Source organism: Bacillus sp. B1-WWTP-T-0.5-Post-4 (genome assembly GCF_009183795.1).
Classification (GTDB): domain Bacteria; phylum Bacillota; class Bacilli; order Bacillales; family Bacillaceae_G; genus Bacillus_A; species Bacillus_A cereus.
This window is the reverse complement of sequence record NZ_WEIJ01000007.1, coordinates 132,574-159,482: the sequence shown is the minus strand read 5'-3', so window position 1 is coordinate 159,482 and position 26,909 is coordinate 132,574. Positions and strand designations below refer to the sequence as shown.

The window sequence follows — 26,909 nt, the reverse complement described above, 5'->3', positions numbered from 1 at the left end:
TCCCTGTTTCTTCACCTGGTTTCCCTGTTTCTTCACCTGGTTTCCCTGTTTCTTCACCTGGTTTCCCTGTTTCTTCACCTGGTTTCCCTGTTTCTTCACCTGGTTTCCCTGTTTCTTCACCTGGTTTCCCTGTTTCTTCACCTGGTTTTTCCGGATCTTTATCTGTATCTTTTTTATTTGTAATTTGAAGCTTTACAACTTCAATTTTTTCATTAGAAATCGTAAATTTGATTTCCTTATTGGATAAAGTGTATCCTTCTGGCGCTTGGATTTCTTTTAAAATATAATCTCCTGGTTCTAACTTCTTAGAAATTGCTTTACCGCTCTTATTTGTTATTAATGTTTCCACTTTTGTTCCGTCTTTCCAAATTTCAAACACTGCGCCTGCTAATGTTGTATTTGTATTATTAGCATCTACCTTTGTAATTTCTAATTGACCTGTAATTTCTTCTTTCATTTTTTCATTCATAACTTCTTGTTTTACTACTTCATTTGCTACAACATTTACGTTTACTGTTACTTCTAGCGCTTTATAACCTTCCGGCGCTTTCGTTTCTTCTAACGTATACTTTCCTGGCACTAAGTTTTCGAATTTCACAACACCGTCTTTATTCGTTGTTTTCGCTTCTCCAACTACTTGACCAGCTTCATTTTTCAGTTTGAATTCTGCACCTGCTAGAACTTTTCCACTTTCTGCATCCTTTTTGATTACTTGTAAGCTTCCTAGTTCTTTTGCATTTTCTACTTGTACTTCTACTACTTTGTCCGCTTCCACAACGACTTCAATTTCTTCTTTTAACAACTTATATCCTTGTGGTGCTTTCGTTTCTTTTAATGTGTATGTTCCTGGTTCTAATTTCTGAGAAATTACTTTACCTGTTTTATCTGTTCGTAATGTATCTACTTTCTTACCATCTTTATACACTTCAAATTCTGCGTCTGATAATACTTTCGTTTTATCTTCCGCATCTACTTTTACAATTTCGAATTGACCAAGGCTCTTACCGTTCGTTACTTTTACATCAATAACTTTTTCACCGTCAACTGTTACATGAATTATTTGTTTTGTTACCTCATAACCTTCTGGTGCTTTTGTTTCTTCTAACGTATATTCACCTGGCACAAGTCCGTCTACTTTAACCGTTCCAGACTTATCTGTTGTAATTCCTTCTTTTACAACATTTCCTTTCGCATCTTTCAATGTAAATTCTGCGCCTGCTAAGCGTTTCGTTTGATCTTTATCATCCATTTTAATAATTTGTAGAGAACCTAAGATTTTTTCGTTTTCTGCCTCTACTTTTACTACTTCTTTCTCATTTTGAATTGTTACTTTCCATTCTTTATTTGAAAGTTTGTAGCCCGCTGGTGCTTTCGTTTCTTTCACTGTGTATTCACCTAGCGGTAATTTCGGTGACATCACTTTTCCACTCTCATCTGTTTTCAGTTCCGCTACCTTTTTACCATCTTTATACACTTCGAATTCTGCACCTGATAACAATTTCGTTTTATCATTCGCATCTACTTTCACGATTTCGAATTGACCCATTACTTTTTCATTCATGACTTCTTGTTTTACTACTTCGTTCGCTACAACGTTCACTTCTACTGTCACTTCTAGCGCCTTATAACCTTCCGGCGCTTTCGTTTCCTCTAACGTGTACTTTCCTGGCACTAAGCTTTCGAATTTCACAACACCGTCTTTATTCGTTGTTTTCGCTTCTCCAACTACTTGACCAGCTTCATTTTTCAGTTTAAATTCTGCACCTGCTAGAACTTTTCCACTCTCCGAATCCTTTTTGATTACTTGTAAGCTTCCTAGTTCTTTTGCGTTTTCTACTTGTACTTCTACTACTTTGTTTGCTTCCACAACGACTTCAATTTCTTCTTTTAGCAATTTATATCCTTGTGGTGCTTTCGTTTCTTTTAATGTGTACTTTCCTGGTTCTAATTTCTGAGAAACTACTTTACCAGTTTTATCTGTTCGTAACGTATCTACTTTTTTACCCTCTTTATACACTTCGAATTCTGCATCTGATAATACCTTCGTTTTATCTTCCGCATCTACTTTCACAATTTCAAATTGACCTGTTACTTTTTCGGGGATCTTTTTATTCACCACATCTACAGTCAATACTTTATTAGCCTCTACATCAACAGAAACTGAACTAGATGATAATTCATATCCTTTCGGTGCTTCTACTTCTTTTAATGTATAGCTTCCAACTGGAAGTCGTTTCGATAAGGCTTCACCTTTATCATCTGTAACAATTGTTTCCACAACTTTCCCATCTTTATCGATAACATCAAATTTTGCACCTGGCAGAAGTTGACCAGATTCACTATCTTTTTTCAATAATTTAAATTGGCCATTCTCTACTTTTTTCGTATTCTTCATAACAAGTTCAATTACGTTTGTATTATCAATTGTTACTTTGACTGGTGTATCAACTTTTATATATCCTTCTGGTGCATTTATTTCTTTTACAAAATAGTCACCAAGTGGTAAATCTTTAACTTCCGCAATACCCTTTTCGTTTGTTGTAACAGTAGCCACAACGTTATTATCTTTGTCTATAACATCAAATTTTGCGTCTTTTAAAACAATGTTTTCATCGTTTTCATCAACTTTTTTAATTTGTAAATGTCCTTTTTCAGCTGCTGGTTTATTCCACTTTGGCCAGTTAAATTTAAAGTTATGAACCTCAAAACCATCTCTTTGGTGTAATCCTCCAACATAGGCTTGTCCATTAATAGAACCACCTTTTGTTTCTACAACTGCATTAGGTGCAAACACACTACCTACTACACCGTAACCTTTAGTTGTTATCTTTGTAGCATTAGGAAATACCCAAATTACCTTACTAGCTAACTCAGTAAAAGATGAATTAGGGTCATATGCTTGAGATGTATTAATTAAATCCGTCGCCATCCCAGTATTTCTTGTATCATACAAAATTGCACCGCCACCAAAACTCACTTCTTCTGCATCTGAATAAATAACAATAAAGTCTTTATTCTCTACATTCGGAAGAAAAACGTCTTTTACATCAAATGCTTTCTTTCCCGTCTGGCCTGAAGAGACATAAATATTAGGGTTGTTTACATCTTCACCGATTCCAAAGCTCATATTAGGTTTTGGCTTATCAGTGTGTAGTTTACTTGCATCCCCAATTACACCATCAACGTCTTTTCTAAATTCTTTAAACTTAGCATCAATCTCCGCTTGCTCTTTATAAGAGATACGGTCATATGACGTTTTCATTGCGCCATCTGGGTCACCGTCTTTTGTCATCGCCACTATTCCATCTTGAATAATTACTTGTCCTGCTCCCGCTTTCGTAAATTGACCGCCTAGTAATAATGATGGATATCCTTCATCTACCCAAGTTGCTCCAGCTAAGTTATTTGCTCCAGTTGCAGCCGCTACGACTGTATAACTTGATGCGTTCATATTTTTCTGAACAGCCATCGCACCTTCAATATCCGCACTCGTTGCACTATGATCTCCAAAAATGATGGCGTTGTAATAAGATACATCACCTAAACCTTTTAATTCTGTTGTAGCTGCCTCTGCTTTAAATGGTAAATGGATTAAAAAATTCATACATATTAGTAATACAACTATTAAACTACTACTTAACTTTTTAATTTTTTGATTAAATGATTTCCTCAAGAAATTCATTCCCCCTTTTAAACTTCCTAAAATCACAAAAAGAAGTACATATCATATGTACCAAACCTTACTCACATTAACTTAAAATAATCCATTTAAATAAAACAAAGGAACGCTACAACTACTTAATAAAATTACTACAATTCATTTTTGAAATAATACGTGAACTAAACTGTCATGGGGAAATACTTTTACGTATGGGAGCCCAATAAAATTAATCTGAAGAATATTTCATGTGGTGTAACTATTTTGACAACATCATTCACTTTACATTAGTTTTCTAAAGGATTCAAGTGAATTGTATGGATTTTATACACAATTCACATCTTAAAACGCTTTCACTTTTAAAAAATAAGCTCAACAAAAAAACGTAGCCAAAAAGCTACGTTTTTCTTTCATCGTTTCGGTGTATTTTTATGATTCTTCAAAAACGGAAGCGGGAATTGCTTACGGAAATGCTCTTTAATCATATACTCTACACCGTTTTCGCTATTTGAACGTGTAATCCAATCTGCTGCTTGCTTTAATTCTACAGGCGAGTTCCCCATCGCTACCCCAAGTCCCACGTTTTCAATAACCTCTAAATCTTCCATACTATCTCCAATCGCAACCATTTCATTTAGCGAAATATTTAAATGCTCTCCAAGCAATTGTAACCCGCGTAACTTTGATACATTTTGCGGTAAAATTTCTATTCGTTTTGAATCACATTCAACATACTCTACATCTTGGAACGCTTTTTTTAATGTATTTAGCCCGCGTTCTTTTTCACCTTTAGTTTGGAAAAGAACATCAATTTTTGGCGCCGCTACCGGATGGTCACGAAGCGCGTCACCTAACGAATCTACAAATTGAACTGGATAAAATAACGGATCTGCGCTTGATAATACAGTGCGCGCAATTAAGTTTGGTGTATTTCTCTCACGATTTCCTATCGAAAACCGTTCATGAGAAATACGTACGTTACAATCAAAGTGCTCTAACACTTGCACAATGTTAAAAGTCTTCTCTTCAGACAATCTTCTTTGAACGTACGGCTTATCTAACGTTGCTGAAACGAAAGCACCACCATGTGTCACTAATATAGAATCTAATTTTAACGCCTTTGCTACTTTATGAGCGGATTGAAAATTACGACTCGTAAATAACGTAACGTATACATCTTTTCTTTTCACAAATTCAATTGTTTCTCTTAATCCTTTTGCAATTTTTCCATTGTTGTATAGTAGTGTCCCATCTATATTAAGAGCTAGTAAGCGATAAATCATGTCGCACTCCCCCTCTTCGCTGTTGTACTCTATCCATAATTTATGAAATAAATGTAGCAAATAGAACGAGTTAGAATTACTACTGAAAATTTGGTTTACTATATACATATACACTTAGCAAAGGAGATAGTACAATGCAGGCACCTCCTTCTTTTTATGAAGGCGATACGTTAGAAGTCGCAAAAAAATTACTCGGGCAAAAACTTGTTCATATTGTAGACGGAATAAAGCGAAGCGGAATCATTGTAGAAGTAGAAGCATATAAAGGCCCGGATGATAAGGCCGCACATAGTTACGGAGGCAGACGGACAGATCGCACAGAAGTTATGTTTGGTGCACCAGGGCATGCTTACGTATATTTAATTTACGGTATGTATCATTGCTTTAACGTTATTACAGCGCCAGTGGGCACCCCGCAAGGTATTCTCATTCGAGCCCTTGAGCCAGTAGATGGAATAGCAGAAATAAAACTAGCGCGCTACAATAAGACCGAAATTACAAAAGCGCAGTACAAAAATTTAACAAATGGTCCTGGCAAACTATGCCGTGCACTCGGAATTACTTTAAAAGAACGCGGCGTATCGTTACAAAATGATACGTTACATATTGAATTAGTTCCAAAAGAAGAACACATATCATCACAATATAAAATAACAGCAGGACCTCGTATTAATATCGACTATGCAGAAGAAGCTGTACACTATCCGTGGCGTTTTTATTATGAGGGACATCCGTTTGTTTCAAAAAAATAAGCGATATCAACGATTTTCCAAATATATCTATCGTAACTTACAATATATCAACGGTTCGACAAATAATAACATTACGAATAAAAGAAGACTGTTCCAAAATGGAACAGTCTTTCCCTCTTACTCTGCACCTTCCGCAGTTGCAATATTATCCTCTAAATTTTCTCTTGATAATTCAGCCGCCATAAAATCAGCTGTTTCTGGAAGTGCTAAATGCATATGAGCTTTTTGACAAATTTGGATCGTACAGTTTTCTATAACATAGTCGAAAACATGTCCGCCCCCGCTTCTTTCATCATCAATGTAATGTAAGTGGAATCCAGCTACCCCAATACCTTGTGCGTAATCTGGTGTCCAAAATCCAGCAAGCGTACCTTCTGTATTTTCAAATGAAAAGATTGGTTGTGATTTCGTCACTTCAACGAGCGGTGTATACGGTTTTTCTTGTCTTGGAACAGTTCTCGTCTTTACTTCACGGAACGTACCGTCCATTCGAATACCGTAAAACAAGTTTTTACTTGGCATTAATTCATGTAATAACTCTTCAACTTCTTCACGATTCATCGGACGTTCTACCGTATAACTCATTTCTTTTTCAAAAAACGTTACAGTCGCAAATGGCGTTGTTTCTTCTGGCTCTACTTTTTCCGCTGAACCGTCTGAACGTAAATGATAAAATTCATTATCAAATGCAATCATTTCACCATCTAATTGATCAAATGTGCCGATGCCGAAATCACCATGTTTTTTCAAATCTTCAAAGCTAATTACACCATCATATATACCATCTAATAGCGCAAGCATTGTAGATGTTTGATATACTTCATTACTCGTTTTCGTTTTTTTTGCATCAATATCAATTAATTGCGCAACAGTCATCTCAAATCTGCCTCCATTAGTTTAATTGGTTTGGTAATAATTTTTCGCTTAATTTAATGTTGTCACGATAGTCAATTGGAATATCAATAATGACAGGACCATCTGCTGCTAGCGCGGATTTTAACACATCTTCTAATTCATCAGGCGTGTTAACACGAAGACCTAACGCCCCGAAACTTTCCGCATATTTCACAAGGTCAACATCGCCAAACTCTGTAGCTGATGTTCTGCCGTATTTCATCATTTGTTGGAATGCAACCATATCATATGTGCCGTCTCTCCAAACAAGATGGACGATTGGAGAATTTAAACGTACCGCCGTTTCTAACTCCATCGCTGAGAATAAGAAACCACCGTCACCTGATACGGAAACTACTTTTTTACCTGGTTCTACTAAAGTAGCTGCGATTGCCCAAGGAAGTGCAACACCTAGCGTTTGCATACCGTTACTAAATAATAATCTACGTGGTTCATAAGAACGGAAACATCTCGCCATCCAAATAGAATGGGAACCGATGTCACATGTAACGGTTGTATCGTCACTAATTAAAGAACGAAGTGTACGAATTACTTGAAGTGGATGCGTAACACCTTCTGAAGGACGATTTGGAACTTCTGCTTGTTCTGATAATTTCGCGCGTAATCGTTCTAATACCGCTTCTGATTTCGTACTTAATACAAGTTTCGGTAATTTCTCCGCGATGCTATTTACCGTTAAAGCAATATCACCAATTAATTCACGCTCTGGCTGGTAATCATGGTCGATATCTGCTTGATGGTCGTCAAGATGAATAATCGTTCTGTCGCCAAGTTTATTCCAGAACTTTGGATCATACTCGATTGGATCATAACCGATAGAAATAACAAGGTCTGCTTCTTCTAGTAAAATATCACCTGGTTGGTTACGGAATAATCCAACGCGGCCGAAGAAATGATCTTCTAACTCACGTGAAATCGCACCAGCTGCTTGATATGTTTCAACGACAGGAAGTTCTGTATCCGCAATTAATTTACGAACAGCTTTCGTCACTTCATTTGTGCTCGCTCTCATACCGAGTAAAATAACTGGTAATTTCGCTGCTTTTATTTTTTCTACTACATATGTAATATCATGTGTGGGAGCGATTCCAAGCTGTGGCTTAGAAAGCGCACCGATAGACTCTACAGTCGTTTCCGCAGTCATAACGTCTTGCGGCAAACTTACTAAAGTTGCTCCTGGATTTGTAGAAGTCGCACTTCGGAATGCATTTGATAATGCTTCTGGCACATTATCAGGATGCTCTACTTCTACGCTATATTTTGTGATTGGTTCGAATAGTGCAGCATTATCCATAGATTGATGTGTACGTTTTAATCGATCCGTACGCGGAACTGCACCAGCTAAAGCAACAACGGGATCACTCTCCGCATTCGCAGTAACAAGACCTGTCGCTAAATTTGATGTCCCTGGCCCTGAAGTTACAAGACATACGCCCGGTTTCCCTGTTAATCTACCAATCGCAGCTGCCATAAATGCTGCGTTTTGTTCATGACGACAAACGATTAACTCTGGTCCTCTTTCTTGCAATACATCAAATACAGAGTCAATCTTTGCTCCTGGAATACCGAAAACATGTGTAACACCTTGTTTAATTAAACAATCAACAACAAGATCTGCTCCTTTTGTTTTTGTCTTCACGTCGTTTGCTTTTACACCTGTACTCAAACTAATCATTCCTTTGTTTCATAATTTGTGTAATAAAGATTTTTAACTTCACCTAGTTAATTAATGTGGTGAAGTATCATTTATCATTATATTACAAATGCATTATTTTTCCAACAATATGAATTTGAAATTATTTTGACAAGATTTAAAGAATACGCTTACAACCTTTTGTTTATCTTAAAATAACATTTTATATCTCTTCTAAAAATGTACAAAAATACTTCCACCTATTCACATTATTAACAATTTTATAGTACCTTGCAAAGAATAATAGTAAGTGATATATTTGTAAATAACGAAGTACCCATTATTTGGAATGTTATTCACGATTAGTATATCTCCTTTCAAAAAGTAGATATAGATTGTGTGTGCTGTTTAGAAAAAAGATAGGATTTTCAGCCATAATTCATCATTTTATAAAGGAAAGTGATTGTATGGGAGGAAACAAAAAGAGATTGAAACGTTTTTGAACGAAAAAAATATTAAAACTTCAATTAACAGCAATAAAAAAAATTAACAGATGTATTACATATCCCTTTCAAAATAATCAATAAGAAATGGCTATTTTGAAAGGTTTTTTTTAATATCTGAGGATGCACTTCATCCGTTTCCTATAAAAAAAGGCCTCCTTAAAGGAGGCCCAAGTAAAAACAACAAACGCAAAATAACAACAAATAATGGACGATAAAATCACTATATTGACAAAGTATAGGATTTTTATCAATTGGAGTAACTCAACCCTAAATTACTCTTTTAACAATGCAATACTAATAACTGATTACAGCAATTTTTTACCGTGTCTTAAAATAATTGACTGTCTTTCAAATAATTCTATTTATATTGATTGTTATTAATTAGTATATACTTGAATACGACTATACACCCTAATAAAAGGCAATATATTAAGCTGTTAGTCCTCGCGAGTTTTTGTTTGCCTTTAATATAACTATACTACATCCCTTCATTTATATCACCGAATACCTCTCTCGTATAGACGCACTCTTCTTTTCGGTAAGCCGTAACGAATTTTTCATTTAAAATATAAAAAACCTCCCTTTTAAAAAAGGAGGTTTCCCATAATGAATACTCAACAGATTTACTATTCATAAAGCTAATCCTTTTACAAACTATCGTATGCTGGTTTTACATTATTATGATGGGGAAATAAAGACATCATTTTTAGGAATTAATACCTCGCATAGCAATAAAGAGGTTAACTAGATAATTTAAACATCTCTTATATGAGTTATTCACTGATATAGCAATTATAGTTTATCTCTCTTTCTATTTCGCCGAAATATCCTTGCGTTTACAAGTAATGTTTTCCGAAAAAAATTTATTACTATTTCCCTGCAATTTTTTATAAACAAATAAAAAAACACTATTTCTTGACAGTATTTTCATCATACTTTCATTCTCTTACCATAAATTACATTATCAATCTATATTGTTTATAGCTCTTGTCAACTATCCTTTTTCTTTGTTCGTCTCCCCAACCAAAATACTAAAACTAACAATGCGATAAGTAATAAAATACCACCTATAATATAGTACAGAGTATAATCCTTTTTAGCCTCCACTGCTGTATCATTTAGCTTCTTCGCTTCTTTTCCTTCAATCGTAAATTTCTTCGTCCACTCCCATTTCTGATCACCATCAGTTGCCTTCATTTCTAGACGGTATGTTCCTTGCTCTAAAGCTTTATTGTCCCAACTAATTGCATAATCAAAATTAGAATTTGGTGCCATTCTTAAATTTTCTTTTTTCATTTCATGTAATACATCTTTACCTTTTTCAGTGTACACCTTTGCATCTACACTTAAATTCTTTAACATTGCTGGTTTTATATTTTGTAAATTCGCTGTCACTACATTACGCGCATTCACTTGGCCTGGTTTTACTTCATTTAGTTTCATATCTGGTTTTACTTCCGCATCCGTTTCCCTTAATACAACACCGATAGCATACGCATACTTATTTTTAATTTGCACGCCTTCTGATTTTTTCTTATCCTCTTTATCTTCTTTTTCTTTAAAGTATAAACCACCTAAAATAACACCATCATATGATTCTGTAGGCATTTCAATATTCACATTTAATACTATTGTACTTTTCGCTGGAACTTTTGTCTCCTTTTGCACTTTCGCAATTTTTGAAAACGGTGTTTTTAATGTAGAATCAAACTCTGGATTCACTACACTGTAATCAGTGATTCCATTATTATTTGTAATTGCAGTATTGGCATATGTCTCTACTTCTACTTCTTTATCTGTATCATTTTTCATTTGTACTTGCAGCGTTTGTTTTTGTCCTGGTTCCATCTTCAAGTCAAAATATGTCTGGTTTTTATCCACTTGATTTTCTGGAATGACCGCCGTTACCGCAAATTTCATTTCAGCTGCTTCTACTTTCCCATAAAAAACAGTTATACAAATAGCTAGAGCCAATAAATAACTCATAATTCTCTTTACATATTTCATACTATATTCCTCACATATTCCATAGTTTAATATACAAACGAAAGAGATAAAGACTGAAAAACAGCTTTATCTCTTTCGTTATTTCTCTTACATGCCTCTATTACATTGGTGCGTCTTTTAATTCCCAAGTTAGAGACGTTGTGTACTTAGCTTGTTCTTTTTTTGTTTTACCCGGTACACTTAACTCTACGCTCTTCTCACCATCTTTTACTGATTCACCGAATGAATTCGTCCATGTTCCCATACCTTCTTCTTCTTGTGCTGTCGCAACATCAAAAGCTTGACCTGGAGTTAAAGCAATATTTTGTGCAGCTGTTGGTGCCTTACTACCAGCTGCAGAATTTAACGTACCGTTCTTCAGCGTTAAAGTAGCTCCCGTTAACTCTTTAGCATCTGCAGTTTTAAATTGATCGTTTTGCTTTACTGTTAATTTCCAACCTGCATTTGTACCACGGTTATCTGTTACTTGTACAAAGTTTGGAACTTCACTTTCAGCACCTGTTTTTTTATTTTTCACATTATCTAATTTTGCATAGTACACTTCATTATTACCAGATGCTTTTTGTGTGTCAAAGTTAAAGTTAGATACATAGTCGATACTTAACGGTCCAGCTGTTCCTGGCTCATGTGTATCATCTGGATTTTCTGGATCTACGATTGGCTCCACTACTTCATCCGGATTAATTGGATTAATTGGATCTATCGTATCTTTATTTTTTTCAAATTGAATAAATGCTTTTGAATTTAACGTTCCACCATCTTTTTCTGCGAAAGCTGATGTTCCTCCCGCTAATGTTGTTAATGCGAATGCTCCTACTACTGCTACTTTTGTAAATTTCATATTAGTTCTCCTTTTACAATCTTTTCATTTTCAATATTCAGAAATTATTTCGGTGTATCTTCTAAAGTCCAAGTTAATGTCGTTTTATACTTTGCATCTTTTACCTTTTCTGCTACACCTGGTACAGATAAACTAACACTGTTTTTAGCTTGTTCAATATCTTGACCATATGCAGTTGTCCATGTTCCCATACCTTGACCTTGTTGTGCACTCGTTACATCTTGTGCTGATCCGTCTGGGTTTAACGTTACAGTTTTTGCTGTTGGCGCGTATTTTTTATCTGTTGCAGAGTTTACAACTGAATTCATTAATTTAATCTCAGCACCATCTAACTTTTTACCGTCTGCAGTCGCAAATTGCTCATCTTGTTTTACCGTCAGTTTCCATCCTGCATTTGTACCACGGTTATCTGTTACTTGTACGTAGTTTGGCACCTTCTTTTCTTGACCTTTTTCTGTTTTCACATTTTCTAGCTCAGCATAGTAAACTTTATCATGACCAGAAATCGATTGTTTTCCGAAATGGAAATTAGACACATAATCAATACTTAACGGTCCATTGGTTCCTGGCTCATGTGTATCGTCTGGATTTTCTGGATCTTCAATCGGCTCAACTACTTCATCTGGGTTCGTTGGATCAACCGGTCCCGTAATACCTTCATTTTCTGTAAAAATTACATCCGTTACAGACTTCATCGAAGCTGCTTCTTCTGCAAATGCTTGTGTTCCCCCTGCAAACGCTGAAAGTGATACCGCTCCTGCTAATGCTAATTTTGTTAATTTCATCATTTACCTCCACTAAATTAATTTATTTAATAGAAACTTTTGTTTCTATTTTCCTAGTTTGAAATAATGCTATACAGGCTGCTATCAATAAACCAAACCCTGCATACTGCAAAATAAGTGAGGTTTGTCCACCTGTTTTTGGCAACACCTTATTAGTAATCCGGTCATCTGATATATTGACGACTATTTTAGATCCATCTGGAATCAATGGATCCTCAATTTCTGACGGATTATAACTATTTGAAAAAGTAATTCCAGCTTTTGAATTCATGCTACTTGCCGATACTTCTTCATAAAAGAGACACACCGGTACTACTAGTATCATTAGTAATAGGACGTATTTCTTCACCATTAAACTATCTCCTTTCTAAATTTAATATCTACATTCTAGCTTCTAGATATTTCACTTTAAATTGGAGCATTCGTTAACGTCCATTCAAGCTCACCTTTATAGCTCTTATTTACTTTTATATTTGGACCTGAAGTCACTCGTAAACGAATCCCTTCGTCATCCTTCCAATCAAACGAAACATCTTCGTTATTCGTTGAAGTATGAGTAGTAACTAAGTAAGACTGTTCATTTAATACAGTATCAATGCCATTTGTACTATATACAATCGAATCAGGTAATATATCATTGTCCGTATTCATTAATGGGCTTGTTTGCTTTACATAAACTTGCCACTCAGTCTTATCTTTACGTTTATCAGAAACAATTAATTTTCCTTTCATACCGTTACGGTTAAAGATTTTCTCCCTTGATTGAACTTTAACATTACCAAACGAAATACTTTGTGGAACATCAATTAGCTCAAGATTTCCGCCAATTACACTTACTTTAATCTTTCTTTCAACATCTTTAACTTTTAAAATTACAATGTAATCACCGACTTGATTTGTTAAACCACCCATATCTAAGATTTGAACTTCATTCGTAACATCAACTCCGCCTGGAAGTTCCCACGCCTTCACTTCTGCTTCTTTCAATATAAACTGCTTTAACTGTTCCATATTCGCCGGCACATCATCTACAACAGATACAAAATCTCTCGCCTGCAGGACAGCTTCATTTCCAATCGTAACCCGATCATCTTTTACGAATACAGGAACAATCACTTTAGTTGCGTTTCCAGCCGCATCCGTTATTGTAACTTCAGCTTCAACATATCCTATTTTCGATACATCTGGTTTTTTCGTAATTTTGTAAGAAAGATTACTATCAGAAGTACCCGCATTATCATTTACATTCGTTACATAATCTTTCGCATTATCCGATAACTCATCACCAATTTTAATTACTTGAATAACCGGACTAGCTGTTGGTGGCATTGTATCTTTCACGCTAACAAGATTAGATTTCTCACTTACGTTTCCTGCTGCATCTGTAGCCGTCGCATAATATTTAGTTCCTGGAATTAAAGGTCTGTTCTCTTTCGGTATTACAAGTGTATATACTCCGTTAGCATCTGCTTTCACCGATCCAATTAGCACATCCTCACTATAAATATGTACGAATGAATTTGGTTCAGCTTTCCCTTGAAACTTTTCAGATATATCTTTAATTGGCTCCTCAAGAATGGGTTTTTCTGGAGCCGTTTCATCCTTAACAATTGTTGTTGCCTCAGCAAATTTACCATTTAAATACGAGAAAGCTTTTACTGTATTTCCAGCCGTTAAATATTTCCCTTTAGGAAGAGTAAATGAATATTTCCCTTCACTATCAGCAACTACATGATACTTTTCAGAAATATTTACATCAGAAGAATCCATTGTTGGGCTTGGAATCGCGTCATCTCCCGATAAACGTACTAATGCACCTGGATTGGTAACACCCGTAATAATATGACTATTATCTTCATTCTGATTATCTGTTAATTTATCAATAGTAACTGCAACATCTGGAATATATTCAAATAGTACTCTTTTAAAGTTTTGCGTTCGGAAGTTTTCTCTGAAATCATTTTGTACCTTTTCAGTTAATGAATTCCCTAACACTTCTCTAACGTCACCATAACTATATTTAATATGCATTCCATACATCGGATTCCAAGTGTAACTCGGGTTATTATCATCGATTGATACACCATTTTTCCAAGCTTTTACACGCTGTACATCAACATCTAATACTCCACCTACACCGTTCATATAAATTAGCCGACTTGATACATTAGAATTATCTAATGCCAAATTTACTCTTTCAGCATTTGCAAATTGGAACTTTGCATTTGTACCAATATAAATAAGATTTTTTGATGCAGTTCCATCAGAATGTACATCAAACGTTGATTTTTCACCAATTATGAAAGAGCTATTATTTCCAGCATATACACTTGCTTGCGTAGAATTAGCTGTGTTTTCGGACTTCACGGTTAATTTCGCACTATCTGCAACTTTAAGATTTGCACTTGGTCCTAGATAAAGCGCATTGTAACCTAAATTACCTTTTGTATTAATGTTCAATTCCGCATTCTTTTTTACAGTAATCCCAGAATTTGTTCCTTCAACACGTATTCCGCCTCGATTGCTAGTTGAAGTTGTATTCACGTTAACTTTCGCACCGTCATGGATTATAAACTGCCCTTGCGTGACAATTACTGCCTGTGGATTTTCTCCGCCAGTATCAGATGCTGAAACATCAATAATGGCATCTTTCCCTACATCTACTGTTCCACCATTAAATAGCCCAAATACTGCTGATTTTTTAGTGCTACCAATATAATGGGTACCTTCAAGAAACTTGACGTTTGTCGCCTCAACATTTTGCTGAGTATCTGTACCAGTACTTGGAATAGACTGTCCATCTAATGACGTATATTTTTCAACTGATTGAACATTAAGCTTACCAGCAAATATAACATCCGCATTATAAGAACACGTTAGCTGCGGTCCTATATAACTCAAGTTTTCATATCTAATAAAAGCAGTGTTAGAGTTTGCAGGTGCATCCATACGAAACGGGCCGTACCAGTTACTCCCAAGAATATTTATATTTTGTATAGTAAGATTCATTTTATTAGCCACAGTAGCTGTGAAAATTCCACACATCCCTCTAAAATCAACAGTATGTCCATTTCCTTCAATGACTAAATCTGGTCTTACTGGATAATTAACAAAACCATATGACGGATGATTTACAGTAAAATCATCTGTGATGTTAATCTTTGAAACATTCTTATCATTCAACGCTTCCCTAAATGTTTTATCATCATACACATCCACTGCACCATTGACTACAGCATGTTTTACTTCCTGCTTCTCTAAACGCTCTTCTAAATGCCCCACAGGCGCTGTTTCATTAGACACTTTTGCTTCATTTCCCACTTCTTCAACGTGTATTTTTTCTGAATCAACTAGTTTTTTAGAGTCTACTTCATTCGTTTCTTTCTGTTTCAAGTCATCATCTTTACTTTTTTCAATGCTTACTTTTTTTGATTTAGTGTCTTCTTTATGGATCTCATTGATTTCCACAATTTTTTCATTTTTTTCTTCGTCACCACTTGAACGACCGATGTCAGACTTTCCCTCTTCCGTATTTCCTACTGATGTGACAGCTTTTTCAGTAACGTGTACAACCGAGGATATTGTAGAATCTAATTCTCGATCCCCGTGCCTCAGTTTCGTCTCAAAATTATAAGTCCCAGGTTGCTTTCCTTTTACCGCTAAACGTACTATATCGAAAACTTTACTTTGTGACTTTTTCTCAACTTTAATTACCGAATTTTCCGTTAAATGAATTTCCTCAAATGAACCATTTTGTTCATTCAATAATTTAGTCGCCTCTTTATCAAATTGCATACCTTCCGGCACTATTATCTCAACTTTGTCACCATTTTTTTCTAATCCTATTATTTTTAATACTATTTCTTCATCTACTTGGGCTTTATTCTTTTCAGCTTGTAACAATAATTTTAGCTCTTGACTATCTTCAATTGCATACGCTGTACTTGTTAAAGCATCTATTGTACTTACTTGTGTCAAAAAAATTGCACTTGCTAAACAAATACGCCCCACTTTTTTTCCTTTATTCAATGTCTTCATTTTCCTCCTTCCCCTATTCATTAAAGTATCTAAAACACATATAATTAAATACTTCAATTTATCCTTAATCTATATCCATTAAGTAAAACAACTAGGGTTTCAACTCTACATATAATGTTAACCATTTTCTTGAAATACATAAACGAAAAGTACACACGGAGTAACGCATTTATTTTTGCGTTAAACCGTATATATAACCTATTTTTTCCATATTATACAAATAAAAAAAGCATAAACCAATATCATATTGAGCTTATGCCTAAAGAAATAAATTTTATTTTGTTTTATATAAATCTATCTCTTTCATAAACAAGTTACACTTATGTACATATAACCAATCTTAATTGCTTCAAATTGTTAAAGAATAAATAACCCCTAGTTCTTGCGCCTTTTGTACTGCTTCCATCCTTGATGACACCTGTAACTTATGAAATATGTCAGTTAATTTATATTCTACCGACCTTTGACTTAAATTTAATATTTCTGCAAGTTCTCTATTTGTTTTCCCATTACTTACTTCAACTAGGATTTTTTTCTCTTCTTCATTTAAAGATATTGTCCTTTCAGGTCCATCTTCTATGTCTATATTTGATATATTTTCTGTTATTCTCAACTGCCTAACTAATTGATAAGGTAAAACAACTTCTTTTTTCACTGCATGACGTATTGCATTTATCACTTGTTCCTCAGAAGAAGTTTTACTCAATACACCAAGAACCCCGTTATCTATTAATAAATTATAATGTGCAAACACATCAAATCCTGTAAAGATAAGAATAGCTGCTTCCGGCTGTACATTGAGTATATTTTTAGAAAGCGCCAAACCGTTTATTTTGGGCATTTGCAAATCAATTAAGTATACATCGTACTGTTTATTTTGTATAAATCCACTTACTTCTTCACTATTATGTAAAACATCAGCCTTTATATCGTCATATCTTTCAATTAATGCTTTAGTTCCTAACCCTACTGCAACATGATCATCTACTACAAGTACTGAAATCATATTCTCACCCTTTCAATATTATTACACACAATATCATCCTATCACCTGATGATTCTTTGACAACTAATTATCCTTAAATTTAATAATTATTTGCAAACCGAGATTAGGTTGTGATTCAACAGACATCTCTCCATTCAGACTTTGTATCCTAGTGACAATCCCGGACAAGCCTAATGTATTATAAGAATGGTTTATTTTATTTAACTTAACACCTATCCCATTATCTATATAAGTTAAATATAGGTGATCGTCTTTTTGAAATAATCTTATCGTTACATTTGTCGCTTTTGAATGTTTCATTGCGTTATTTAATAGTTCTTGTATAATTCGATAAATCGCTTGTTCATGTTCAATACTAGGAACAACAATTCTTTCAGGAATATCATAATAGAAGAAAAAGGTCGCTCTTAAATTAATCTGCTTAAATAAATTCAGCAACGCTTGTTTTAAACCTAGCTCATATAAAAATGGTGGCCTCAGTTTCACGAATTGTATAAATATGATCTAATAGTTCTTCATGTATTTCATTAAGTATATCTTTCATTTCCTCATCTTTAACACGTTCATTATAACTCTCAAATTTTCTAGTTAAACGTATTTGATTTTGCAAAACTCCATCATGTATATCACTTGCAAGATTTGTTCGTTCTTTTTCCGATAGTTTGAACATAAGTCTAGCCAACCACATTGGTGGATGCTCTAAATTTTTTATCTCTTGTAATTGCTTTAATAAGTCTTCAATTTGATTAGAACATTCTAATAATAAATCTGCATAATTACATAATGTTTCAATCCAAACTATTTCATCTACATTTAAATTTTCTTTTCCATTATAATTACACAATAAAATAAGCATCTTTTCTGCTGAGGCAGATAAAACAAATCCAAAGTGTTTTTCTAACTGTACGGTAGAACCAACCTTGTAGGTGTCTAGTTGGTAATTAAATAAAGTTTCTATCGTTCGGTGCGGAACATACTCACTATCCAAAACACGGACAGACTTCTCAATTTTATTTATTTCTACGCAGCACGTCTCTTCAAGTTTTAAAATATCCGCTATCTCTCTTCGCATACTATAAATTAAATTTGATAGTTTATATTCATTTTTTGCTTGATGTAAAAATCGATGCAAACTGAATTGATAATTTTTTTGATGATGGTATAAACTTTTTCTCAACTTAAAATCTATATAATCCTTTATATATAAAAAACAAATACAGATAATAATAGCAATAATTCTAAATTTTATCCAATCTAATAAACTTTCCTCACTATCTTCAAAAACTACCATAGTTAATACTGCCAAAAATATGTTAATCCCTACAGATAAAATAATATAATGCGGTAATCGCTGAACAATAAATCTAAAATCAAATAACTTCCCTGCAATTACTAAATAAAACAAGCACACTGGAATAAATAAAAAGAAAATCCCCGTCGTTTCACTACTTATAAATTCTTCTCCATAATATAAATTTGGAATTAAATATAAACAAACAAATGGAGTTGCCGACACTAAAAAACTAATAATAATAATTTTCAAATATTGAATATAACTACTATTTTTGCTTTTAACATAAAATCTCACTAAAAGGTATACTGTAAAACAAAACAATATAAAACTTAAAGCAAGCGTAAACAAATTAGCCCATTCATTATATTTTATATATACAAAAATACTTACTATAATAAGGGCTACTGACATTACATTTAAAACTTTTAATTGTTTTGGTATTAAAAATTTCATTTGATTATTCAAGAAATATAACATCATGAATCGAATAAAGAAAGTAAATGAACATACTAATGAAATTGAGGCCACAATGAAAGATAAAATATCGTCTCTTTCAACAGCCATAATACTAATAAAATTTACTCCAAGAGAAATTAAAAAATACACTAGATTAGTGGTACTACGATTCATTTCAGGAACAAACATTAAAAGATACAATGCCATCAAAAAACATACGATATAAAATCCAACTGGAATGAACAAATGATAAAATAATTGCTTACTATAAGGCGTATATTCTATCTCAAACTCTTTTATTTGTCCGTGCCTATTTAATGTGATTTTTTTTGCCTGTTCAATTGAATGATACGATACAACTGTAAAGTGTTTAGATGGTGATTCGTCATCAATTTTTTCTATAATATCTCCTATTTGGAAATCTCTTTTTCCTGCCCAACTATATTTTGATACTTCATATATAACATATTGGTTAGAATCATATTTTACAGATATACCCATCTCAGGATATTCTTTTATTAAATTAGCAAAATAACAACTAACTATAAGCGATAGTAATAGAATCAACAATTGCCACTTAGATTTCCACATTCTTGCTATCATTGCATAACTCCTTTTGTAAACACAACCATATACATTGCCCCCCCTAGGTATTATCGAAGGAAATTTTTTTGATTTTCATTCCGCAATAAAAATAGAATTATTTACCTTGTACTTTCAAAATTAAAGTAGATCCGCATTTTTTCAAAGGTAAATAACATATATATTGCCCTCCCTAGGTATTCTTAAAATTTTTTTTATTTTCATTCCGCAATAAAAATAAAATTATTTACCTTATACTTTCAACATTAAAAATAAATTCGCATTTTTTTCAAAGGTAAATAACATATACATTACCCTCCCTAGATATTCTTAAAAGGAGAGTTTTTTGATTTTCATTCCTCAATAAAGATAGAATTATTTATCTTACACCTAAAACATTAAAAATAGCTCTATATTTTTTAAAAGTAAATAGATTAAATCCACTTCTAAAAAATTAGAACCCCCATAAAAATATATTCACCATCATTAGATTAGGAAAGAATTATAACATAAAGTAAAAAAATTTATAAGATAACTTTTCGTCGTATATAATATATTAATATATTATTACTTTAGTACTATCTGGCTGATGTGTTAAATAAAATTCATTATTCTTCTTATAAATCTCAATACCTTTTGTAAGTATCTTTACATTATTTATAAAAATAGTTGAATCATTTACCCAAATATTTTCAACCAATTGTGATCCTTGATAAAAGAAGTCATTTTCTATCATCATATGAAGTACATGTTTCGCTAATATTTCCTTTTTAAAAGTATTTAAATCTATAAGGGTCTCCATCTATTCTAACCTCTTCCATTTATCTCTATCAATTGTCTTATTATTAAATACATTATATGTAAAAATTACAATTATTTCACCGAAATACTAATGCGCCATCACGAAATAGATGAGCAACCACCGAAAGAGAATTCCCTCAATATACTTTTTATGCATATGACTCCCCGACTACTTTAATCTTTTATTAATCACCAAATATGTTCACCGCAATATAAATGCGTGCAAACGAAAAATTAATATCCTACCTGTTATATATAGAGTATTTCACATGTATAAAGTTACATTCAAAGTTCCATAAAAAACAAAAAAAAGACGCTCCATACTAGGAGCGTCTTCCACTATTACGCTTGTTGTTGCGCGCTATATAATTCTTCAAGTGGCTTCATGATAATTTTGTTAACGTCACCGATTACAACGTTTAGGCGTTGCTCAGTTTCCATTAATTTTGTAATTTTAGCATCTTGTTGAATGCGAGCTACAACTTCTTGTGCTTGTTGGTTGTCTTCTTCAGTGATTTCTTGGCCTTGCATCATTTTCTGTTGTAGGCTAAGTTGCATTGTACGGAACTCATCGAATAAGTTCTTTGAAGCTGTGTCAGCTTGAACTGCTGCGTAGCTCTCTTTTAAAGTTTTGAAGTCTTCGTTTTCAGCGATTGCTTTTTGTAATTCATATGCAACATCATGAATGTTCTTTGTCATTTTATTTTTCCTCCTTTAGAAGGCTAGCGCTTTTCACTCGCACTGCCTTTTACGTGCATTTACATACGCACCTCTTCTTACCATATCAAACTATGCAAGAGATGTGAAGAAATTTCACTTTTATTTCTATGTACTCACCTTATTATCTAAGAAACAATAGTAACAATCCTTGTACGAGCCCGATCATTCCGCCTAATAACGCTCCTAAATACGTAATCATTTTCAATTCGTTTTTCGTAATAGACAGAACTAAGTCTTCTAATCTTTCTGTTGAGAATGTAGACACTTCTTGCTGGACAATTTCCGCAAGGTGTAGATTATTTAGTATACTCTCTACATTTTCTGTTCCCCACTTTAAGCCTTTCGCTACTGCACTTGGAACCACTTTTTCAATAATTGTTTCTCGAACTGGTTCACATACTTGCTGAACAGATTGATTTAAAAACTTACTCACTGTTTCCTCTACTTTAACTGCTGACAGCACGGAGCTTACAATCATTTCTTTCTCCACAAATGCTTCTAATTCTTTTACATCTCTTCCTTTTAACTTTTCCCACTCTTTTTGTAGTACGTCAGTTAAAAGCTGCTTTGTAGCATCTTGCCCTAAAAACTTAATAACTTCTGGCTGCACACGATCCACAACACTTACATTTCCTAAAAACATCCCAACTAAGTTAAGTAGCGTTCCACGAGAAGCAAAGAAATCATCAATCATTTTTGAAAGACGCGCTTTCCCTTCTTCACTTTCAAAAAAGCTAATTCCTCGCTCTAAAATAAACGCCGAGGCATTCGGAATCGCATTCTCTATCTTTTCATGTACAGAATGAGGTAAAGCCTGTTCCCATGTATATGTATAATACTCTGCTAAAAATGCATGAATTTTTTCTGTAATCACATATTCGATTTTTCGAGTCGCTTCTTCTTCTACATGCGCTACATTCCATTTTTCTAACATATATCGCAGTGATTGTTCATTCGTAATTACTTTATCCACTTCCACTTGCGCCCAGTGGATTAAACCTTTTTGAAACTCTTCATTTGTTAGCTTTTTTCCGATTCCTTCTGGTGTTAACAAATGTTCTACAACCATTTTTCCTAATTGAACAGCAAGTTCATCACGACGCTTCGGAATTAACCCTGGTGTAAATGGAACTTGAAACTTTCCGATATAAATAGGACGATGAGGACGAAATAACATTTTTATCGCTAAATGATTCGTGTATCCCCCAATAATTGCTCCGAGTCCTGTCGTCGTTAACATATTTAACCATATATTCATTACAATCAACCTTTCACTTCTCCAAAACTATAGCATATCATCATACGGACAAAAGTATAATGGTATAAAAACGTATTTGCAATATATAGCTTCGCCTATTATGCAAATAGTAGTAAAGGAGTGATTTCGTTGGTTCTCGGCCTTTTAACTTCTAAACTTCATTATGAGCAAACGTATTACACCGAAATCGCTAAACGCGCTCGGCTTTATCATAATGTCGTTGCCCAGTTTACGCCATTTTGTATTGATTCTAAAACAGACCTTGTTTCTGGTCTTATTTACGATACAGATACAGGAAAATGGAAAGAGCAAACATTCCCTATTCCTTCTTATATATATGATCGTTATTCTTTTCACGAGGAAACAGACTTTGAAAAAGCAAAATCAATTATTCACTCTTTGCACAACCGTCCTTCCACTACCTTTTTAAATAACACACTTATTAACTTAAGTGAACTACATGATTTATTTCTCACTAATAAAAAACTGTCTCCTTATATACCCAAATTTGAAGTGGCAACGATACAAAACATTTTCAAACTGTTGTTAAAAACTAAAGATATTATTATACGCCCCACTAATATACATTCTAAAGATAACTTATATCGAGTCGCTTACAAAAATAAAACGTTTCATATTGATACAGTAAATGAAAAATACCATACTTCTATTACAATCAAACGGACAGATGAATTTATATCTTGGTGTAAATCTAACATACGTTCATCACGCTACATAGTGCATACCATGCTACAACCACCAAATCAATTAACATACCCACTCCACATTCGAACTATTTTGCAAAAAAACAAAGAACAAACTTGGAATATTATCGGTCAATTTATACAAAAAAGTTCATTTCCTAATCAACTTTTACCTTCAGCAACAGACGATGCTTCATTGCATTCATTTTCAAAAATTAAATACGTACTATCTAGTACAGGTGTGCAACTATTGCAAGACGCTTTACACGACATTATAAATGAAGTATTCCAAACATTAGATCAGTCTTATTCTTCATTATTCGAACTAGAACTTTCCACAATTATGGATCAAAAAGGCGCAATTTGGCTTATGTATGTCAACACGATTCCTCCTTACGAACAATACATTCGTCATAGTGATTCATTAGCTGAAAAGATATTTCACGGACCACTTAAATTCAGTCGCTTTACACCATAATGAAAGGAGGTAAACCTATTTTGAAAGAGCATATATATACATTAAATATTTCAGATGACCATCCCAATAGCATTACTTTACCTTACGTTTTTTCTATTACACCGCCTATTACATCTCTCTCCTTCGGCATACGTCATATTGCAAGTGAAGAGGTGAAAATTCATTATTCCTTTACTCGCGAAATTATTATCGGAAAGCATATTGCCGAAAAACTTTTACTGCCTCAATCAACTACTATTCATGCATTTACACAAAACCAAACAATTATTTTCGGACCATTAATCGGCATTTTTACAACTGGCTTTAATGATGATTCTTCTAACCCTTTAGGAAATCGTTCAATTGCTCTGAGTGAGTTGTTAACACCACCATTCTCATTACGACCGTTCGTATTCGTCTTTGGCGTTCAACATATACACTGGGAAGAAGAAACGATTGAAGGATATTTCTTTCAAGAGAAACAATGGATAAAGAAAAAAGTCCCTTTACCAAATGTCATTTACGATCGCTTACCGAATCGGCAAGCGGAAAATTATAAACCAATCGTCAGAGCAAAAAGAAAGTTAGAACATGACTACTGCATTCCATGGTTTAACCCAGGTTTTTTCAATAAATGGGAAGTTCATCAACTTCTTACGAAAGACGAATCAATTAAACCCTTATTACCAAATACAGAAGCATTTCAGCATTTTGAACAAGTAGAACGGTTTCTTGGCACGTATAAATCAGTGTACATGAAACCAATACACGGGAGCTTTGGTAGAAATATTCATCAAATATTTTATTCTCAAACAGAGAATTGCTACTACTGTCGTTATCGCGAAAATGAAGAAAATAAACTGAGAAAGTATCAATCATTAGAAACGCTTCTAAACCACGTATTAAAAGGACATGATTTAAAAAAGTTTATCGTACAGCAAGGTATTTCGTTACTTCGCTTCGATGGGCAACCTGTTGATTTCCGCATTCATACAAATAAAAACCATTTCGGTAATTGGATAGTTAGTGCAATCGTCGCCAAAATCGCCGGCAAAGGCAGTTTAACAACGCACGTAAATAGTGGCGGTGATACAAAATTATTACAAGAGCTTTTTCCAGATTCAACGAAACAAGTTCAAATTGAAAATAAATTAAAACATACTGCCTTACAAATAAGTTACGCGCTCGATGAACAAGTAACTGGAAATATTGGAGAAATCGGTTTTGATATCGGTTTAGACACAAAGGAAAATCCGTGGCTCTTTGAAGCCAACTCTAAACCTGGGCGAACTGTATTCCAAGATAAAAAATTAAAAGAGCAAAGTGAACTGACGCGCCAGTTATTTTACGAATATGCCGTCTACTTAACTGAACATTCTTTACGTGATACAAAAGAAAAAATGTCTCAAATAAAATCAGGGGCTTCATCAAACACCGAACATATCCCTTCTCCTATGATTCACTCACAAATACAAAAACAAAAACTTCCACCTAGATAATAAGGTGGAAGTTTTCTATTTACACAAGTTTTACTACAACCTCAGTTTCCACGTTACATACTCTGCAATAAAAAATATGATTGCAATATTCATTTGAATTATTATGCGTTAAACCATCTACTGCACTTAATAATTCTTGATCCATATAGGCACTATAATCGTCTATATAATCTACAGACTTCCCATAATCTTGGAGTATACTTTGGCAATTTTGACAAGAATATGTTTGTGATTCTAATGCGTTGCAAAGCGGGCAAATTCCCATCATGATTCCTCCATACGTTATCGTTTATAAGCCTCTCTTTTTTAGAGTGAAGAGAGCAACCTATCCAGACATAGGAGCGCCCACTCCATCCCTACTTAAAAATAGAACTATGAAGTTGCTACCGATTTCATTTTTATTTCAATAAATCATAAATAAGAAGCTAATAATTAGCCTACAAGTAGCAGGCTACAATGAAAAAATTATATTTAATATCACCCTTAGTTTGGCCTGTTTTCTTAAAAATACAACGATTACTCTTATTTCATAATTTACGAAATCAATACGTTTTTTACAAAATTTACAAATTATTATTTTGTATATCTTTCTAGGTAACATCCATACTATGAGTACAAACTTAATTACCGATGGATTAGCGCCAACCGGGGCGATAATCTGGTTCAACTCCAGCTAGTCCAACCAAAAAAACTTTTATAACTCTAAGGAGGATATATTCCTATGGCAAACCAAAATTCTTCAAATCAATTAGTAGTACCAGGTGCAACAGCTGCAATCGATCAAATGAAGTACGAAATCGCTCAAGAATTTGGTGTACAATTAGGAGCAGATTCTACGGCTCGCGCTAACGGTTCAGTTGGTGGAGAAATCACAAAACGTCTAGTTGCAATGGCTGAGCAAAGCCTTGGCGGATTCCACAAATAAATATATATGGCAAAAAGGTCTCAAGGCATATGCCTTGAGACCTTCCTTAATTTATTGCAACATTTGTAAAAACTTCTTCGTGCGTTCTTCTTTTGGATTTGTAAATACTTCTTCTGGTGTACCTTGTTCGACAACGACACCACCATCCATGAAAATAACACGGTTCGCAATTTGATGTGCAAAACGCATTTCGTGCGTTACAATAACCATCGTCATGCCCTCTTTAGCAAGTTCTTTCATTACTTTCAGAACTTCTTGAACGAGTTCAGGATCAAGCGCTGACGTCGGCTCATCAAATAGTAACACTTCCGGCTCCATCGCAAGTGCGCGCGCAATTCCAACGCGCTGTTGTTGTCCGCCTGATAATTGGAACGGATATAAATCCACTTTATCTGCTAAACCAACTTTTTCAAGGAAATAGTTTGCTTTTTTCTTCGCTTCTTCTTTCCCCATCTTTTTCACTGTAACGAGCCCTTCCATTACATTTTGAAGTGCTGTTAAATGCGGGAATAAATTATGGTGCTGGAATACCATACCTGTTTGCGTACGAAGATTAACAATATCTTTCTTCGTTACTTTTTGAGAGAAGTTAAGCTCTTTATTACCGATACGAATATTACCAGCGTTTGGCGTTTCTAATACATTGAGACAACGTAAGAATGTTGTTTTACCAGATCCAGACGGCCCAATAATAACAACAACCTCGCCCTTCTCAACTGTTAAATCTATATGCTTTAGTACGGTATTATCTCCGAAACTTTTTTGTAAGTGCTGAATTGAAATCATAAA

The 26,909-nt window shown here is 34.1% G+C and carries 19 protein-coding genes and 2 pseudogenes; 5 read left to right on the top strand and 16 right to left on the bottom strand.

Features of this window, described 5'->3' with window-relative positions:
- Window positions 1-3,673 (bottom strand): MSCRAMM family protein (locus GBN91_RS21095; protein ID WP_152122315.1); only part of this gene is annotated, 3,673 nt, incomplete at its 3' end.
- Between the two features lie 395 nt (window positions 3,674-4,068).
- Window positions 4,069-4,941 carry a Cof-type HAD-IIB family hydrolase gene (locus tag GBN91_RS21090; protein ID WP_152122218.1) on the bottom strand — a complete coding sequence of 291 codons (873 nt, stop codon included), beginning with the start codon at window positions 4,939-4,941 and terminating at the stop codon, window positions 4,069-4,071.
- Window positions 4,942-5,075: 134 nt separating this feature from the next.
- Here GBN91_RS21090 and GBN91_RS21085 point away from each other — a divergent pair, with 134 nt between their 5' ends.
- A complete protein-coding gene (locus GBN91_RS21085; protein ID WP_152122216.1) occupies window positions 5,076-5,693 on the top strand; it encodes a DNA-3-methyladenine glycosylase in 618 nt (205 codons plus the stop codon).
- 117 nt (window positions 5,694-5,810) lie between these two features.
- On the opposite strand, the gene alsD is transcribed toward GBN91_RS21085, so the two are convergent.
- Together alsD and alsS are read right to left on the bottom strand one after the other, a co-directional pair.
- Window positions 5,811-6,569 (bottom strand): alpha-acetolactate decarboxylase, encoded by a 759-nt coding sequence (gene alsD / locus GBN91_RS21080; protein WP_152122214.1) that lies wholly within the window; start codon window positions 6,567-6,569, stop codon window positions 5,811-5,813.
- A 16-nt stretch (window positions 6,570-6,585) separates the two neighbouring features.
- Window positions 6,586-8,274 (bottom strand): acetolactate synthase AlsS, encoded by a 1,689-nt coding sequence (gene alsS, locus GBN91_RS21075; RefSeq protein WP_152122211.1) that lies wholly within the window; start codon window positions 8,272-8,274, stop codon window positions 6,586-6,588.
- Window positions 8,275-8,710: 436 nt separating this feature from the next.
- Here alsS and GBN91_RS29730 point away from each other — a divergent pair.
- Window positions 8,711-8,791: pseudogene (locus GBN91_RS29730) on the top strand (NDxxF motif lipoprotein); the annotation flags it as partial.
- 946 nt (window positions 8,792-9,737) lie between these two features.
- Here the strand turns inward: GBN91_RS29730 and GBN91_RS21070 are convergent.
- From GBN91_RS21070 to GBN91_RS21025, 10 genes and pseudogenes are all read right to left on the bottom strand, one after another.
- Entirely contained in the window at window positions 9,738-10,733 is a 996-nt protein-coding gene (locus tag GBN91_RS21070) for a WxLIP family cell surface protein (RefSeq protein WP_226800188.1), read from the bottom strand.
- Between the two features lie 121 nt (window positions 10,734-10,854).
- Complete coding sequence (locus GBN91_RS21065; protein WP_152122207.1) at window positions 10,855-11,595, bottom strand: WxL domain-containing protein; 741 nt, start codon at window positions 11,593-11,595, stop codon at window positions 10,855-10,857.
- Between the two features lie 44 nt (window positions 11,596-11,639).
- On the bottom strand, window positions 11,640-12,380 hold the full coding sequence (locus tag GBN91_RS21060; RefSeq protein ID WP_152122205.1) for a WxL domain-containing protein: 741 nt from the start codon (window positions 12,378-12,380) through the stop codon (window positions 11,640-11,642).
- A 22-nt stretch (window positions 12,381-12,402) separates the two neighbouring features.
- Entirely contained in the window at window positions 12,403-12,732 is a 330-nt protein-coding gene (locus tag GBN91_RS21055) for an LPXTG cell wall anchor domain-containing protein (protein ID WP_152122204.1), read from the bottom strand.
- Between the two features lie 56 nt (window positions 12,733-12,788).
- Window positions 12,789-16,418 (bottom strand): pectate lyase-like adhesive domain-containing protein, encoded by a 3,630-nt coding sequence (locus GBN91_RS21050; protein ID WP_152122201.1) that lies wholly within the window; start codon window positions 16,416-16,418, stop codon window positions 12,789-12,791.
- Between the two features lie 349 nt (window positions 16,419-16,767).
- The gene (locus tag GBN91_RS21045; protein ID WP_152122199.1) at window positions 16,768-17,424 is read right to left on the bottom strand and encodes a response regulator transcription factor; all 657 of its coding nucleotides are present in this window, start codon (window positions 17,422-17,424) and stop codon (window positions 16,768-16,770) included.
- Window positions 17,425-17,487: 63 nt separating this feature from the next.
- A pseudogene (locus tag GBN91_RS21040) lies at window positions 17,488-19,777 on the bottom strand (ATP-binding protein).
- Between the two features lie 535 nt (window positions 19,778-20,312).
- The gene (locus tag GBN91_RS21035; protein WP_152122197.1) at window positions 20,313-20,558 is read right to left on the bottom strand and encodes a hypothetical protein; all 246 of its coding nucleotides are present in this window, start codon (window positions 20,556-20,558) and stop codon (window positions 20,313-20,315) included.
- Between the two features lie 341 nt (window positions 20,559-20,899).
- A complete protein-coding gene (locus tag GBN91_RS21030; protein ID WP_000164614.1) occupies window positions 20,900-21,256 on the bottom strand; it encodes a YlbF/YmcA family competence regulator in 357 nt (118 codons plus the stop codon).
- 142 nt (window positions 21,257-21,398) lie between these two features.
- A complete protein-coding gene (locus tag GBN91_RS21025; RefSeq protein ID WP_025709955.1) occupies window positions 21,399-22,535 on the bottom strand; it encodes a DUF445 domain-containing protein in 1,137 nt (378 codons plus the stop codon).
- Between the two features lie 129 nt (window positions 22,536-22,664).
- Between GBN91_RS21025 and GBN91_RS21020 the strand changes: the two genes are divergently transcribed.
- Together GBN91_RS21020 and GBN91_RS21015 are read left to right on the top strand one after the other, a co-directional pair.
- Window positions 22,665-23,717 carry a YheC/YheD family endospore coat-associated protein gene (locus tag GBN91_RS21020; protein ID WP_152122196.1) on the top strand — a complete coding sequence of 351 codons (1,053 nt, stop codon included), beginning with the start codon at window positions 22,665-22,667 and terminating at the stop codon, window positions 23,715-23,717.
- Between the two features lie 20 nt (window positions 23,718-23,737).
- Entirely contained in the window at window positions 23,738-25,195 is a 1,458-nt protein-coding gene (locus GBN91_RS21015; protein WP_152122194.1) for a YheC/YheD family endospore coat-associated protein, read from the top strand.
- A gap of 19 nt (window positions 25,196-25,214) precedes the next feature.
- On the opposite strand, the gene GBN91_RS21010 is transcribed toward GBN91_RS21015, so the two are convergent.
- Window positions 25,215-25,460 (bottom strand): hypothetical protein, encoded by a 246-nt coding sequence (locus GBN91_RS21010; protein ID WP_000510476.1) that lies wholly within the window; start codon window positions 25,458-25,460, stop codon window positions 25,215-25,217.
- Window positions 25,461-25,916: 456 nt separating this feature from the next.
- Here GBN91_RS21010 and sasP point away from each other — a divergent pair, with 456 nt between their 5' ends.
- Window positions 25,917-26,120 carry a small acid-soluble spore protein, SasP family gene (sasP, locus tag GBN91_RS21005; RefSeq protein WP_000013338.1) on the top strand — a complete coding sequence of 68 codons (204 nt, stop codon included), beginning with the start codon at window positions 25,917-25,919 and terminating at the stop codon, window positions 26,118-26,120.
- A gap of 51 nt (window positions 26,121-26,171) precedes the next feature.
- Here sasP and GBN91_RS21000 read toward each other — a convergent pair whose 3' ends face one another.
- Window positions 26,172-26,906 carry an amino acid ABC transporter ATP-binding protein gene (locus tag GBN91_RS21000; RefSeq protein WP_000623610.1) on the bottom strand — a complete coding sequence of 245 codons (735 nt, stop codon included), beginning with the start codon at window positions 26,904-26,906 and terminating at the stop codon, window positions 26,172-26,174.
- Window positions 26,907-26,909: the final 3 nt, after the last annotated feature.